Origin of the sequence: Shinella sp. S4-D37, assembly GCF_040812195.1 — a bacterium.
Classification (GTDB): Bacteria; Pseudomonadota; Alphaproteobacteria; order Rhizobiales; family Rhizobiaceae; genus Shinella.
The window spans coordinates 847476-861140 of record NZ_JBFNXL010000005.1; the positions used below are offsets into that span (position 1 = coordinate 847476).

At 66.8% G+C, this 13665-nt stretch carries 14 protein-coding genes; 10 read left to right on the plus strand and 4 right to left on the minus strand.

The genetic code is table 11. The features are described from left to right. Nucleotides 1-30: 30 nt before the first annotated feature. The gene (locus AB3G45_RS11565; RefSeq protein WP_367830688.1) at nt 31-525 is read left to right on the plus strand and encodes an ureidoglycolate lyase; all 495 of its coding nucleotides are present in this window, start codon (nt 31-33) and stop codon (nt 523-525) included. A gap of 6 nt (nt 526-531) precedes the next feature. Here the strand turns inward: AB3G45_RS11565 and guaD are convergent, their stop codons facing one another. Both guaD and AB3G45_RS11575 read right to left on the minus strand, forming a co-directional pair. Next, nucleotides 532-1839, minus strand: a complete 1308-nt coding sequence (gene guaD, locus AB3G45_RS11570) for a guanine deaminase (RefSeq protein WP_367833561.1) — start codon at nt 1837-1839, stop codon at nt 532-534. Between the two features lie 134 nt (nt 1840-1973). Next, entirely contained in the window at nt 1974-2867 is an 894-nt protein-coding gene (locus AB3G45_RS11575) for a LysR substrate-binding domain-containing protein (RefSeq protein WP_367830689.1), read from the minus strand. Here AB3G45_RS11575 and AB3G45_RS11580 point away from each other — a divergent pair. Beyond that, the gene (locus AB3G45_RS11580; protein ID WP_367830690.1) at nt 2851-3147 is read left to right on the plus strand and encodes a hypothetical protein; all 297 of its coding nucleotides are present in this window, start codon (nt 2851-2853) and stop codon (nt 3145-3147) included. The genes AB3G45_RS11575 and AB3G45_RS11580 overlap by 17 nt on opposite strands. Here AB3G45_RS11580 and xdhC read toward each other — a convergent pair. Together xdhC and AB3G45_RS11590 are read right to left on the minus strand one after the other, a co-directional pair. Further along, nucleotides 3144-3980 (minus strand): xanthine dehydrogenase accessory protein XdhC, encoded by an 837-nt coding sequence (gene xdhC, locus AB3G45_RS11585; protein WP_367830691.1) that lies wholly within the window; start codon nt 3978-3980, stop codon nt 3144-3146. The two genes, AB3G45_RS11580 and xdhC, sit on opposite strands and share 4 nt — an antisense overlap. 97 nt (nt 3981-4077) lie before the next feature. Next, entirely contained in the window at nt 4078-4851 is a 774-nt protein-coding gene (locus AB3G45_RS11590; protein ID WP_367830692.1) for a 3-hydroxybutyrate dehydrogenase, read from the minus strand. Between the two features lie 196 nt (nt 4852-5047). On the opposite strand from AB3G45_RS11590, the gene glpK reads away from it, so the two are divergent. From glpK to sbmA, 8 genes are all read left to right on the plus strand, one after another. Next, a complete protein-coding gene (glpK, locus tag AB3G45_RS11595) occupies nt 5048-6541 on the plus strand; it encodes a glycerol kinase GlpK (protein WP_367830693.1) in 1494 nt (497 codons plus the stop codon). Between the two features lie 313 nt (nt 6542-6854). Then, a complete protein-coding gene (locus AB3G45_RS11600; RefSeq protein ID WP_367830694.1) occupies nt 6855-7229 on the plus strand; it encodes a YciI family protein in 375 nt (124 codons plus the stop codon). Further along, nucleotides 7226-8482: an RNA polymerase sigma factor gene (locus AB3G45_RS11605; RefSeq protein WP_367830695.1), complete on the plus strand. Its 1257-nt coding sequence runs from the start codon at nt 7226-7228 to the stop codon at nt 8480-8482. The genes AB3G45_RS11600 and AB3G45_RS11605 overlap by 4 nt, the downstream gene beginning before the upstream one ends. A 79-nt stretch (nt 8483-8561) precedes the next feature. Beyond that, complete coding sequence (locus AB3G45_RS11610; RefSeq protein ID WP_367830696.1) at nt 8562-9044, plus strand: SRPBCC family protein; 483 nt, start codon at nt 8562-8564, stop codon at nt 9042-9044. A gap of 132 nt (nt 9045-9176) precedes the next feature. Further along, nucleotides 9177-10259 carry an LLM class flavin-dependent oxidoreductase gene (locus tag AB3G45_RS11615; RefSeq protein ID WP_367830697.1) on the plus strand — a complete coding sequence of 361 codons (1083 nt, stop codon included), beginning with the start codon at nt 9177-9179 and terminating at the stop codon, nt 10257-10259. 23 nt (nt 10260-10282) lie between these two features. After that, nucleotides 10283-11035 carry a type I methionyl aminopeptidase gene (map, locus tag AB3G45_RS11620; protein WP_367830698.1) on the plus strand — a complete coding sequence of 251 codons (753 nt, stop codon included), beginning with the start codon at nt 10283-10285 and terminating at the stop codon, nt 11033-11035. 74 nt (nt 11036-11109) lie between these two features. After that, a complete protein-coding gene (locus AB3G45_RS11625; protein ID WP_367830699.1) occupies nt 11110-12300 on the plus strand; it encodes a YbfB/YjiJ family MFS transporter in 1191 nt (396 codons plus the stop codon). Between the two features lie 95 nt (nt 12301-12395). After that, nucleotides 12396-13661 carry a peptide antibiotic transporter SbmA gene (sbmA, locus tag AB3G45_RS11630; RefSeq protein ID WP_367830700.1) on the plus strand — a complete coding sequence of 422 codons (1266 nt, stop codon included), beginning with the start codon at nt 12396-12398 and terminating at the stop codon, nt 13659-13661. Nucleotides 13662-13665: the final 4 nt, after the last annotated feature.

The window sequence follows — 13665 nt, forward strand, 5'->3', positions numbered from 1 at the left end:
CGCCCTTCCTCTCCCCGGGAGGGCTGTCCGATGGCTGAGAAACTGACGATCCGGCCGCTGACCCGGGAGGCTTTCGCGCCCTTCGGCACGGTGATCGAGGCCGATCCCGCCACGATGCGCCACATCAACGGCGGCAATACGGAGCGCTACCACGCGCTCGCCGAGGCCGAGGCCGCCGGCGAGGACGCGAAGGTCATCATCAACCTCTTCCGCGGCAGCCCGCGGGCCTTCCCCTATGCCGTCGACATGATGGAGCGCCATCCCTTCGGCAGCCAGAGCTTCTCGCCGCTCGACGATCGGCCCTGGCTGGTCGTGGTGGCCGAGGACGAGGGCGGCAGGCCGGGCCGGCCGCAGGTCTTCCGCGCCGGCGGACGGCAGGGCGTCAACTACCGCCGCAACGTCTGGCACCATCCCCTGATGACCCTCGACGCGGTGAGCGATTTCCTCGTGGTCGACCGCCTCGGCGGCGGCGTCAACCTGGAAGAGTTCTTCTTCGACACCCCGTTCGTCATCGAAGCGCCGTAGGAAGGTTTAAAGCGCGGCCTTCATCGGCCGACCCGCTACATAGGTCTCGCGCACGGCCCGGTCGTCGCCGAGCGTCTGGAGCAGGAAGAGTTCGTCGGTCAGCGAGCGGACCACTTCCATCCTCAGCGCCATGGCGGGGGTTGCTGCCGCATCCAGCACGACGAGGTCGGCGTCCGTGCCGGCCTCCAGCGTGCCGATATGGGCTTCGAGCGACAGCGCCTCGGCATTGCCGAGCGTCATGTGGTAGAAGCTCTCGAACGGGTTCAGCCGCTCGCCGAGCAGTTGCTGGATCTTGTAGGCCTCGTCCATCGTCTTCAGCATGGAGTAGCTCGTGCCGCCGCCGACATCCGTCGCGACGCCGATGCGCACCAGCCTTTCCCGGCGCGACAGCGCCTTGAGCGGGAAGAGGCCGGAGCCGAGGAAGAGGTTCGAGGTGGGGCAGTGCACGGCGACGGCACCCGCCTCGCTCATCGCGTCCGCCTCGCGTTCCGACACGTGGATGCAGTGGCCGAACAGGCTTTTCGGGCCGAGCAGGCCGTATTGCGCATAGACGTCCGTATAGTCGATCGCATCGGGATAGAGTTCGCTCGTGAAGCGGATTTCCTCGTGGTTCTCGGAAAGATGCGTCTGGATGTGCAGGTCCGGGAACTCGCGGGCGAGCGCGGCCGCCATCTCCATCTGCGCCGGCGTCGAGGTGATGGCGAAGCGCGGCGTGATGGCGACGTGGTTGCGGCCCTTGCCGTGCCATTCGGCGATCACGGCGCGGGTCTCGTCATAGCCCGTCTGAGGCGTGTCGAGCAGGCCCTGCGGCGCGTTGCGGTCCATCATCACCTTGCCGCCGACCATGCGCATGCCGCGCTTCAGCGCCTCGGCGAAATAGGCATCGGCGGAAGCCTTGTGCACGGAGCAATAGGCGACGGCGGTCGTCGTGCCGTGGCGGATCATCTCGTCGTAGAAGTGGCGGGCGATGCGGGCGGCATGCGCGCTTTCGACGAAGCGGCATTCCTCCGGAAAGGTATAGGTGTTCAGCCATTCCAGGAGGTTGGCGGCGTAGGAGCCGATCACCTGCATCTGCGGGAAATGCAGGTGCGTGTCGATGAGGCCGGGCAGGATGAGGCGCGGGCGATGGTCGATCTCCTCCGCCCCTTCGGGCGCGGCCGCGCGGACCTCGGCATAGGGGCCGACGGCGGCGATCCTGCCCTCTTCGACCAGCAGGCCGCCGTCCTCCTCGTAGCGGTAGCTTGCCGTATCGTCGATCGCGACCGGGCGGCGGCGGAAGGAGAGCAGGCGCCCGCGGATGAGGGTTGTCGTCATGGCGGTCGGCTTCCTTCTGCTGCGGTTTCGAACCAGGCGGTAGGCATGGCTGCGTCCCGCCTGCAGATAGATCTCGCGGGCGGCAAGGGCAATTGCCGTTTCGCGTTCGAGCATCCCATATTTCGGCCCGGCGGTCACACCGCCGTCGGCATGGTCGCCAGGATCCAATCGCGGAAGGCACGGATCTTTACGATGTTTCGGCGGTTCTCCGGATAGGCGAGCCAGTAGTCGCGGCCGTCGTTACAGGTGAGTTCGAAGGGCTGGTAGAGCTGGCCGGCGGCGACCTCCGTCCGGAAATGGCCGGGATTGAGGATCGCGACGCCCTGGCCGGCCATCGCCACCTGCGCGTCGATCGTCTGCACGCCGAGTTCGTTCGGGGGAAACCGTTCGAGGCCCGGATCGTCGATGCCCGCGGCGGAAAACCAGGTGCGCCACCAGATGTCCAGCGGGCTGATGATCGGCAGTTTCAGGAGATCGGCCGGCTCCCTTATGCCGCCGATCGTCTCGGCCAGCGCCGGGTTCAACATGGGCGCGAAGTCCATGCGCATGACCCGGTGGCAGGTCAGGCCCGGCCAGTCGCCCTTGCCCCAGCGGATCGAGACGTCCGCCTCGTCCCGGGCAAAGTCGATCAGGTCCTGCGAGGTGGAAAGCCGGACGGCGATGGTCGGGTGCTTGAGCTGGAAATCGCCGAGCGTGCGGCTCAGCCATTGCGTGGCGAAGGTGGGCGTCGAATGGATGTGCAGCTTCTGCTCGGCCGCCCCGCGCAGGTCCGCCACCGCCTCGGCGAGTTTGGTCAGACCCTCGGCCACCTTGGGCGCCAGCCGCTCGCCGGCCTCGCTCAGCATCACCTGCCGCGGCTGGCGCAGGAACAGCGTCTCGCCGAGCGTCTCCTCCAGCAGCTTGATCTGGTAGCTGACGGCGGTCTGCGTCATGCCCAGCTCGTCGCCGGCGCGGGTGAAGCTGGCATGCCGCGCGGCCGCCTCGAAGACGCGAAGCGCGTTGAGCGGGAAGTTGCGCGACATTTTCAAGGCCAAGTTCTCTTTATGGATACAGACGAAGCTTCGATTGGAATTCCATCATCTTTCGGCGCATCCTGCAAGCAATGGATGGAATTTACGAGGTTTTACCATGTCATGCGTCGTCGATCAGGCCCCTTTGGGCCATCTGCCGTTTCGTAAGGAGAGGTTTTGGCATAAGCTCTCCCGTGTCTTTCGCCGGCGAAAGGGTGCGGCAGGCCCGCGCCTCGATCCGCGCGAATTGTCCGACTTCATGAAGCGCGATCTCGGTTTTCTGGACGGCCGCGGCTAGCCTGCGGTGGGTGCGGCGTCCCTCTGCCGCCAGGCGGCGAAGGCGAGCAGCACTTCGGAGGCGGTCATCGCGGCGATGACCTCCGGGCGCTTGTCGCCCACCGCCATGTCGCCGATCGGCAGGACCAGCCGGTCGGCCGCGCTGCGCTCGATGCCCTGCCGCTCCAGGTGGTGCAGGAAGGCGCCGCGCTTCGACTTCGAGCCGACCATGCCGACATAGGCAAGGTCGGGGCGGCCGAGCGCTTCCTGCCCGATCAGGAAATCCAGCGCATGGTCATGGGTGACGATGACGACGGCCGAGCCCGGCGGAATGTCGGCGACCAGCGCCTCCGGCAGGGCGGCCAGCCGGTGGTGCACCTCGGAGGTGAGCTGGTCGAGTTCGCTCTGGCGCGCCTCCACCACGAAGACGTTGAGCGGCAGCATGGTCAGGGCATCCGCCAGCGCCCGGCCGACATGGCCGGCCCCGAAGATCCAGACCTGCGGCTTCTGGCGTTCGTCTTGCGCAAGGCGCGCGTCGAGGGCGCGGCGGGCCTCTTCGTCGGCAAGGGTGAAGGTGAGTTCGACCCGGCCGCCGCAACACTGGCCGATCTCGGGCCCGAGCGCGATGTCGAGCCGCGCCTCGCCGCCGGCATCCGCCAGCAGCTTCCGCGCATTCTCGATCGCGTCATATTCGAGCTGGCCGCCGCCGACGGTGCCGTGGATCTCGGTCGGCGCCACCAGCATGAACGTGCCTTCGTCGCGCGGGGTCGAGCCCTTGGCAGCGGCGACCTCGACGATGACGATGCGGTATTCGCGGGCGAGAAAGCCCTCCAGACTGTCCTGCAGAAAGTTCATGTCATCCTTCTTTGGCGGCCCTCGGCCGTCCGATGGCCGGCGCGCGCCTTGGGCGTGGAGGCGGCCTGCGGCGCGGCACGATGCCCGCGCGTGCGTCCTATTGGGCGGTCCAGCCGCCATCCACCGATATATGGGTGCCGTTGATCGATTTGGCCGCATCGGAGGCGAGGAAAAGCGCGATGGCCGCGACCTCGTCGACCCCGACGAATTCCTTGGTCGGCTGGAATTTCAGCATGACGTCGGTCTTCACCTCGGCCTCGCTGATGCCGCGGGCCTTGGCCGTGTCGGGGATCTGCTTTTCGACGAGCGGCGTCAGCACGTAGCCGGGGCAGATGGCGTTGGCGGTGATGCCGTTCTCGGCGACTTCCAGCGCGACGGTCTTCGTCAGGCCCATGATGCCGTGTTTGGCCGCCACATAGGCGGATTTGAACGGCGAGGCGACGAGGCCGTGCGCAGAGGCGACGTTGATGACGCGACCCCAGCCCTTGCGCTTCATGTGCGGAATGGCCGCGCGGATCGTGTGGAAGGAACTGGAGAGGTTGATTGCAATGATCTGGTCCCACTTTTCCACCGGGAAGTCCTCGATCTTCTCGACATGCTGGATACCGGCATTGTTGACGAGCACGTCGACGCCGTCGAATTCTTCCACCGCCGTCTCGATGAGGTCGGAAATCTCGTGCGGCTTGGTCATGTCGGCCGGGTGATAGAGCACGCGGCCCTTGCCGAGCCCGTCGAGCTTGGCGCGGATCGCCTCGATTTCGTCCGCCGCGCCGAAGCCGTTGATGACGACATTGGCGCCGCTTTCGGCGAAGGCGGTGGCGATCGCAAGGCCGATGCCGCTGGTGGAGCCCGTGACGACGACGCTTTTCATGCTTGCTGTCTCCCGATCATGCTGCGTTGCGGTAGCCTACGCCCAAAACTCGCGCGATGACAATTGCGTTTTCCGCGCGGTACAATCCCGCTGGAAGCACGGCACAGCTTGCGTTTTATTTTCCTTTGACATTCGTTTTTGTATCGTATTGAAGATTCCGAAGGGCCTGGGAGCGGCCCGCAGCTGGGAGGAAATGATGGGCGGATATGTTCTCGCGATCGATCAGGGCACGACGTCGAGCCGGGCGATCGTCTTCGACGGCAGCCAAAAGGTCGTCGGTTCCGGCCAGAAGGAATTCACCCAGCATTTCCCGCAATCCGGCTGGGTCGAGCACGATCCGGAAGAAATCTGGGACAGCGTCGTCTGGTCCGTCAAGGCCGCGTTGAAGAAGGCGGGCCTTGCCGCCTCCGACATTTCCGCCATCGGCATCACCAACCAGCGCGAGACGGTCGTCGTCTGGGAGCGCGAGGGCGGCAGGCCGATCCACAATGCCATCGTCTGGCAGGACCGCCGCACCGCCTCCTATTGCGAGAAGCTGAAGAAGCAGGATCTTGAAAAGACCTTCACGAAGAAGACCGGCCTGCTGCTCGATCCCTATTTCTCCGGCACCAAGCTCTCCTGGATGCTCTCCAACGTGAAGGGCGCGCGCGCCCGGGGTGCGAAGGGCGACCTCTGCTTCGGCACGATCGACACGTTCCTGATCTGGCGGCTGACGGGCGGCAGGTCCCATGTAACCGACGCCACCAATGCCAGCCGCACGCTGATGTACAATATCGGCACGAATGCCTGGGACGATGAACTGCTCGACATCCTGCGCGTGCCGAAGGCGATGCTGCCCGAGGTGCTGGACTGCGCGGCCGATTTCGGCGTGACGGAAAAGAGCCTTTTCGGCGCGGAGATCCCGATCCTCGGCGTTGCCGGAGACCAGCAGGCGGCGACCATCGGCCAGGCCTGCTTTGCGCCCGGCATGATGAAGTCCACCTACGGCACCGGCTGCTTCGCGCTGCTCAACACCGGCCCGGACATGGTGCGCTCGAAGAACCGGCTGCTCACCACCATCGCCTACCGCCTCGACGGCGAGACGACCTATGCGCTGGAAGGCTCCATCTTCATCGCCGGCGCGGCCGTGCAATGGCTGCGCGACGGGCTGAAGGTCATCAAGGCGGCGTCCGACACCGGTGACCTCGCCGCCAGGGCCGATCCGACGCAGAACGTCTATCTCGTGCCGGCCTTCACCGGCCTCGGCGCGCCGCACTGGGACCCGGACGCCCGCGCCGCCATCTACGGCATGACGCGCAATACGGGGCCGGCGGAATTCGCCCGCGCCGCGCTGGAGGCCGTCTGCTACCAGACGCGCGACCTGCTCGACGCGATGCACAAGGACTGGAAGGCCAACGGCAAGGAGACGGTGCTGCGCGTCGACGGCGGCATGGTCGCCTCCGACTGGACCATGCAGCGCCTTTCCGACATCCTCGACGCCCCCGTCGACCGCCCGACCATCCTGGAGACCACCGCGCTCGGCGCCGCCTGGCTCGCCGGCCAGCGCGCCGGCGTCTGGCCGAACCGCAAGGGGTTCGCCAAGTCCTGGGCGCGGGATACGCGCTTCGAGCCTAAGATGGACGAGAAGACCCGTGCGGTGAAGATCAGGGGCTGGAAGGATGCGGTGCGGCGGACGCTGAGCGCGGGGTAGGTCCAGGCGGTTCTTCGCGGGTTCTTCCTGCTGGCGCGTCGCTCTCTTTCGTCATCCTCGGGCTCGACCCGAGGATCCATGCCCCAAACTCCGCGCGTGCCGTTTCGGTGGATCCTCGGGTCGAGCCCGAGGATGACGCAGGAGAGGGCGGAGGATGAACAACGGAGGGAGGCCCGCCCAAACGGGGACGCCTGAAGGAGCCGCGCCCGGCCATATCGCCCCGGTCGCTGTTTCACGCCCGATCAAAAATATTCCGGTGCACCCTGTCGGGCGAGACGTTACTCCTACGTCTTCCAACCAACGGGAGTTCACCATGCTGTATGCCGTTCTCTGCTACGACGCCGAAAGTGAAGTCAACGCCTGGTCGAAGGAGCTCGACGCGAAGGTCATGGCCGATCTCGCGACGGTCAACCAGCGCTATGCCGAGGCCGGCAAGCTCGGCCCGGTCGCGCGGCTGATGCCGACGACGGCGGCCGTCACCGTGCGCAAGGGCGCGACGGACGATATCGTCATGGATGGCCCCTTCGCCGAAACCAAGGAACAGTTCCTCGGTTTCTTCGTGCTCGACGTGGAGACGCTGGAGGAGGCGATCACCTTCGCCCGCGAGCTTTCGGCGGTCAATCCGGCGAACGGCACCTATGAGGTCCGGCCGCTGCAGTATTTCAATCCGGGAGCACCGATCGGATGACAGAGCTTGCCTGGGTCGACCTGGCGCTGACCTCGGCGCGCCCGCAGGCCATGGGGGCGCTCCTGCGCTACTTCCGTGACCTCGACATGGCGGAGGAGGCCTATCAGGAGGCCTGCCTGCGCGCGCTGAAGACCTGGCCCGACAAGGGCACGCCGCGCGATCCGGCGGCCTGGCTCATCTTCGTCGGCCGCAACAGCGGCATCGACCAGGTGAGGAAACGCGCCAGGCACCAGCCGCTGCCGCCCGAGGAGGTGCTGTCCGACCTGGAGGATACGGAAAGCGATCTCGCCGACCGGCTGGACGGCGCGCATTACCGCGACGACATCCTTCGCCTGCTCTTCGTCTGCTGCCACAAGGACCTGCCGGCGACCCAGCAGATCGCGCTGGCGCTGCGCGTCGTCTCGGGCCTGTCGGTCCGGCAGATCGCGCGCGCCTTCCTCGTCTCGGAGGCGGCGATGGAGCAGCGCATCACCCGGGCGAAGGCGAAGGTGGGCGCCGCCGGCATTCCCTTCGAGACGCCGGATGCGGTGGCGCGGGCCGAACGGCTCGGCCTCGTCGCGGCGATGATCTATCTCGTCTTCAACGAGGGCTATTCGGCCGGCGCGCCGGACAAGGCGGACACGCCCTTCTGCGCCGAGGCGATACGGCTGGCGCGGCTGCTCCTGAAACTCTTTCCGGCCGAGCCGGAGATCATGGGCCTGACGGCGCTGCTCCTGCTCCAGCACTCGCGGCTTGCGGCCCGCTTCGACGGGGACGGGCAGATCGTGCTGCTGGAGGACCAGGACCGTTCGCTCTGGAACCGCAGCCTGATCGACGAGGCGCTGGTGCTGATCGACAAGGCGATCCGCCACCGCGCGCCCGGCGCCTTCCAGGTCCAGGCGGCGATCGCTGCGCTGCATGCCCGCGCGAAGACGGCGGCGGAGACGGACTGGCGGGAGATCGACCTGCTCTACCAGACGCTGGAGCGCCTGCAACCCTCGCCGGTGGTGCGGCTCAACCGCGCCGTCGCCGTCTCGAAGCGCGAAGGGCCGGAGGCGGCGCTGGCGCTGATCGAGCCGCTTGCCGACAAATTGAACGGCTATTTCTATTTCCACGGCCTGCGCGGCGGCCTCCTCAAGCAGCTCGGCCGCTATAGCGAGGCGCACGAGGCCTTCGACCGGGCCATCGCGCTTGCCACCACCTCGGCCGAGGCCGCCCATATCCGCCAGCATCTCGACAGCCTGCAGCGCGACCGGGCCGCGGCCGAAAAATAACCGGGTTTGGATGTCGGATTGGGTCTCCGCCGCCCGTCCTTGAGACGAACCCGCGAACATATCCAACGAGGAGACAGACATGACCGACGCCGAGATCAAGCCCGCGAGCAACCGCGAACTCGTGCTGACCCGCGTGCTGAACGCCACGCCCGCCCAGCTCTTCAAGGCCTGGACGACGCCCGACCTGATGAGAGAATGGTTCGCGCCGAAACCCTACGAGACGCCGGTCATCGAGATCGAGCCGCGCGACGGCGGCATGTTCCGCACCGTCATGACCGGCCCGGACGGTTTCCACATGGACAATACCGGCATCTTCCTGAAGGTGGAGAAGGACAGGCGCATCATCACGACCGATGCCTTCGGCCCGGACTGGAAGCCGACCGAAAAGGCCTTCTTCAGCGCCGAGATTCTCTTCGACGACCTCGGCGACGGCAGGACCCGCTACACCGCCATTGCCCGTCACTGGACCGTCGAGGATTGCGAGATGCACGAGAAGATGGGTTTCCACGAGGGCTGGGGCCAGGTGGCGACGCAGCTGGAAGCCGTGGCCGCGCGGCTCTGAGGGAGGTGGGGAGGATGGGTGCCCAGCGTCCATCCTCCTCCTTGTCGTGAACACACTGTTTCCCGCATGGCCCTTTCAACTCGCCTGCGCCGGCCATATCTCTGGGCAAATCCCTCTTGCCTGGAACATCCCATGGAACTTGGCCTCTATACATTCGCCGACGTCGATCCCAAAGCCGCCGACAAGGGGCGGGAAGGGGAGCGGCGGCTGAAGGACCTCCTGGAGGAGATCGAGCTTGCCGATCGGGTCGGGCTCGACGTCTTCGGGCTCGGCGAGCATCACCGGGCGGACTATGCCGCATCGGCGCCCGCCGTCGTGCTGGCCGCCGCCGCGGCGCGCACGAAAACCATCCGGCTGACGAGTGCGGTGACGGTGCTCTCCTCGGACGATCCGGTGCGCGTCTTCCAGCAGTTCTCGACGGTCGACCTTCTTTCCGGCGGGCGGGCGGAGATCATGGCCGGGCGCGGCTCGTTCATCGAATCCTTCCCGCTCTTCGGCTATGCGCTCGATGAGTACGACCGGCTCTTCGAGGAGAAGCTGGACCTGCTCCTGGCGCTCAACGAGAGCGAGACGGTGTCGTGGAACGGCACGATGCGCTCGCCGCTGCCGGGGCTCGGCGTCTATCCGCGCCCGGCGCATGGCCGCCTGCCGATCTGGATCGCCGTCGGCGGCACGCCGCAATCGGTGGCGCGGGCAGGGGCCTACGGGCTGCCGCTGGCGCTTGCCATCATCGGCGGCACGCCGTCGCGCTATGCGCCGCTCTTCGATCTCTACCGCGAGGCCGCGCGCCGCGCCGGGCAGGATGCCGGCAAGTTGAAGACCAGCATCAACGTGCACGGTTTCATCGCCGATACCGGCGCGGCTGCGGCCGACATCTTCTACGGCCCGCAGGCCGAGGTGATGAACCGCATCGGCCGCGAGCGCGGCTGGGGGCCGACGAGCCGCACGCAGTTCGACCAGTCGACCGGGCCGACCGGCCATCTCTTCCTCGGCGATCCCGAAACGGTGGCGCGGAAGATCGTCGCCCATCACCGGATCTTCCGCAACGACCGGTTCCTGCTGCAGATGGCGATCGGCCCGATGCCGCACGAGGCGGTGCTGCGCGGCATCGAGCTCTACGGCACGAAGGTCGCTCCGCTGGTGCGCGAGATGCTGGCGGACGACGCGAAGGATGGCGTGCCCCTTCCGCCTGACAGCGGCGCGCGGGCATGCTAAGAGGCCCGCGAAAGCGAGATGCGATGACCCTGGAAAACGATGAAGACCTCAACGGCCTGAAGGCCATCGGCCGGATTTGCGCCAATGTGCTGCAGCATATGTCGACCGCCGTCCGGCCGGGCATGACGACGGCCGAACTCGACCTGATCGGCCGGCGCATGCTGGAGGCGGCGGGCGCGCGCTCGGCGCCCGAAAGCTGCTACGCCTTTCCGGGCGCGACCTGCATCAGCGTCAACGAAGAGGTCGCGCACGGCATTCCGGGCGACCGGGTGATCGGCGAGGGCGACCTCGTCAACATCGACGTGTCGGCCGAACGCGACGGCTATTTCGCCGATACCGGCGCCTCCTTCACGGTCGGGCGCTCGACACCCGCCGTCGAACGCCTCTGCCGCGACGGCAAGCGCGCGCTCTGGGTCGGGCTGAAATCGGTGAAGGCCGGCAAGCCGCTTGCCGAAGTGGGCAACGCCATCGGCGAATTCGCCCGCAAGAACCGCTACACGCTGATCGCCAACCTCGCCAGCCACGGCGTCGGCCGCTCGCTGCACGAGGAGCCGACGGAAATCGCCACCTGGCCGGACCCGCAGGAAAAGCGCCGCATGACGGAAGGCCTCGTCTTCACCGTCGAGCCCTTCCTCTCGCTCGGCGCCAACTGGGCGGAAGGCGGCGACAAGGACGAGTGGACGCTCTACAGCGAGCCGCGCGCGCCGACGGTGCAGTTCGAGCACACGGTCGTCGCCACGCGCAACGGGCCGCTGGTGGTGACGCTGCCGGGCTGACGCTTCACCGCGGCTGATCGGGCGATCAATAAATGTCGTTTGCCGCGCTCATGTTGCAGTGCGATGGTCGCGCCATGATGCATCACACACCCGCCCTGTCGCGCGAGCCCGTCCGGGCGGCACTCGCCGGCGCGCTCGCCATGGCCGTCGCCATGGGGCTCGGCCGCTTCTTCTACACGCCCGTGCTGCCCGGCATGATGGCCGGCCTCGGGCTGAATGCCGCCGATGCCGGCATCATCGCGGCGGCGAATTTTTCGGGCTACCTCCTCGGCGCGGTGCTGGCGGCCTATGGCTGGGCGGCCGGCCTGGAACGGCGTCTCGCGCTCGGCGCTCTGGTGTCCACCGTGCTGCTGCTCTTTGCCATGGGGGTGCTCTCCGGCGTCGCGGCGCTCTCCGTCGTGCGGTTCCTTGCCGGCCTCGCCAGCGCCTTCGCCATGATCTTCACCTCCGGCATCGTGCTCAATATCGGCCTCAGGCACCGGGACCCGGGCGTGCAGATGGCGCATTTCTCCGGTGTCGGCGTCGGCATCGCGGTCTCCGCCCTGCTCGTCTATCTCCTGTCGCTGGCCCCGCTTCCGGGTCTTGCCGCCTGGCGGGTCGACTGGCTTGCCGGCGCGGCGCTCGGCGCTGCCGGTCTTGCCGCCGTCCTGGTCCTCCTGCCGCGCCAGGAGGGCGGCGCCTCCGCGCTGCGCGAGCCGGCGATCGTCTGGACGCGGCCGCTCGTCGCCCTGACGGCAAGCTACGGCCTCTTCGGCATCGGCTATGTCGTGACGGCCACCTTCATCGTCGCCATCGCGCGGGAAGGGGCGCAAAGCCCGCTGCTCGAATGCCTCACCTGGCTCGTGACGGGGATTGCCGCCGCGCTCTCGCTCTTCGCCTGGAAGCGCGTGGAGCGACGGTGCGGCGTGGCGATGGCCTATGTGCTGGCGATCCTCGTGGAGACGGCGGGCGTCGCGGCGACGGTGACGCTGCCGTCTCCCTGGTCGGCGCTCATCGGCGGGGCGCTGCTCGGGCTCACCTTCATGGTGATCACCGCCTACGGCCTTCAGCTCGGGCGGGTTCTCGCCAGTCGGAGCCCGCGCCAGGTCCTGGCGCTGATGACGGCCGCCTTCGGCGTCGGGCAGATCCTCGGGCCGCTCGGGGCGGGGTTCCTGGCCGCGCGCACGGGAAGCTACGTCCTGCCCAGCCTTGCGGCCGCCGGCATCCTGTTCCTGGCCGCCGGCATCGCCGTTCTCGGCGGGACGCTTTCCATTAAATCTCGGTAATCCGGGCGCCCGGCGATTGTTGCGATGCGCAAACTCCTCTAGGTTCTGCGCGAACCGGCGGCGCTGCCGCCCCATGCAAACGAGAGTTTCGCACCTTGTTCCACGCCTTCTTCCCGCAGCCCAGGCTGTTCTTTTCCTCCCTTGTCGCCTGGACGCTGCTTTCGATCGCGGTCTGGTACACGGTCGGCGCCGATTTCGGTGCGCTGATCGGCCTTCCGCCGCTGCCGGCCGGTGCCGAGCCGCCGGTCGGCCTCGGTTATTTCGTGACGCCGGACAATATCTGGTTCTATCTCTACTTCCTGATCTGCGTCGGGCTCTTCGGCCTGTTCTGGCAGATCCGCGCGAAGGACCATCCCTGGATCAACTGGTCGATCTGGGGCTCGGCCTTCATCATCTTCTCGACCTATTTCAGCGTGCAGGTCTCGCTCGCCATCAACAACTGGCGCCGGCCCTTTGGCGACACCCTGCAGAATGCCCTTCAGGGCACGGGCGGCGTGACAACGCAGAACTTCTTCGACCTGATGCTGATCTTCTGCCAGATCGCGTTCATCAGCGTCTTCGTCTACGTCATCACGCGCTTCTTCGTCAGCCACTATGTCTTCCGCTGGCGCACCGCGATGAACAACTACTACATGTCGCTCTGGACGCGCGTGCGCCATATCGAAGGCGCCTCGCAGCGCGTGCAGGAAGACACGATGCGGTTCGCGACGATCACCGAGGGTCTCGGCGTCAGCCTGATCGACGCCGTGATGACGCTGATCGCGTTCCTGCCGGTGCTCTTCGCCCTCTCCGTGCATATCGGCCCGCTGCCGGTCATCGGCGAGGTGCCGCATGCGCTGTTCTGGGCGGCGATCCTCTGGTCGGCCTTCGGCACCTTCCTGCTCGCCTTCGTGGGGATCAAGCTGCCGGGGCTGGAATTCCGCAACCAGCGCGTCGAGGCCGCCTACCGCAAGGAACTGGTCTATGGCGAGGACGACGAGACCAAGGCGCAGCCCCCGACGGTGCGCGAACTGTTCGACAATGTGCGGACGAACTATTTCCGGCTCTATTTCCACTATCTCTATTTCAACGTCGCCCGCATGTTCTACCTGCAGGCCGACAACCTCTTCGTCTACTTCATCCTGGTGCCGACCATCGTCACCGGCAAGATCACCTATGGCATCCTGCAGCAGATCCTGACGGCGTTCGGCCAGGTGTCCAGCTCGTTCCAGTATCTGGTGAATTCGTGGTCGACGATCATCGAGCTGCAGTCGATCCACAAGCGCCTCAAGGCCTTCGAGGCGGCGATCGACGGACAGGAACTGCCGAGCATCGACCAGCAGTTCATCGCGGCCGGCGGCAACGAGGAACTGGCGAAATAAGACC

Bases quoted from the DNA above. Each gene is read 5' to 3' on its own strand.
- AB3G45_RS11565 (WP_367830688.1), top strand. From the start codon at position 31: ATGGCTGAGAAACTGACGATCCGGCCGCTGACCCGGGAGGCTTTCGCG.
- guaD (WP_367833561.1), bottom strand. From the start codon at position 1,839: ATGACGACAACCCTCATCCGCGGGCGCCTGCTCTCCTTCCGCCGCCGC.
- xdhC (WP_367830691.1), bottom strand. From the start codon at position 3,980: ATGAACTTTCTGCAGGACAGTCTGGAGGGCTTTCTCGCCCGCGAATAC.
- AB3G45_RS11590 (WP_367830692.1), bottom strand. From the start codon at position 4,851: ATGAAAAGCGTCGTCGTCACGGGCTCCACCAGCGGCATCGGCCTTGCG.
- glpK (WP_367830693.1), top strand. From the start codon at position 5,048: ATGGGCGGATATGTTCTCGCGATCGATCAGGGCACGACGTCGAGCCGG.
- AB3G45_RS11600 (WP_367830694.1), top strand. From the start codon at position 6,855: ATGCTGTATGCCGTTCTCTGCTACGACGCCGAAAGTGAAGTCAACGCC.
- AB3G45_RS11605 (WP_367830695.1), top strand. From the start codon at position 7,226: ATGACAGAGCTTGCCTGGGTCGACCTGGCGCTGACCTCGGCGCGCCCG.
- AB3G45_RS11610 (WP_367830696.1), top strand. From the start codon at position 8,562: ATGACCGACGCCGAGATCAAGCCCGCGAGCAACCGCGAACTCGTGCTG.
- AB3G45_RS11615 (WP_367830697.1), top strand. From the start codon at position 9,177: ATGGAACTTGGCCTCTATACATTCGCCGACGTCGATCCCAAAGCCGCC.
- map (WP_367830698.1), top strand. From the start codon at position 10,283: ATGACCCTGGAAAACGATGAAGACCTCAACGGCCTGAAGGCCATCGGC.
- AB3G45_RS11625 (WP_367830699.1), top strand. From the start codon at position 11,110: ATGATGCATCACACACCCGCCCTGTCGCGCGAGCCCGTCCGGGCGGCA.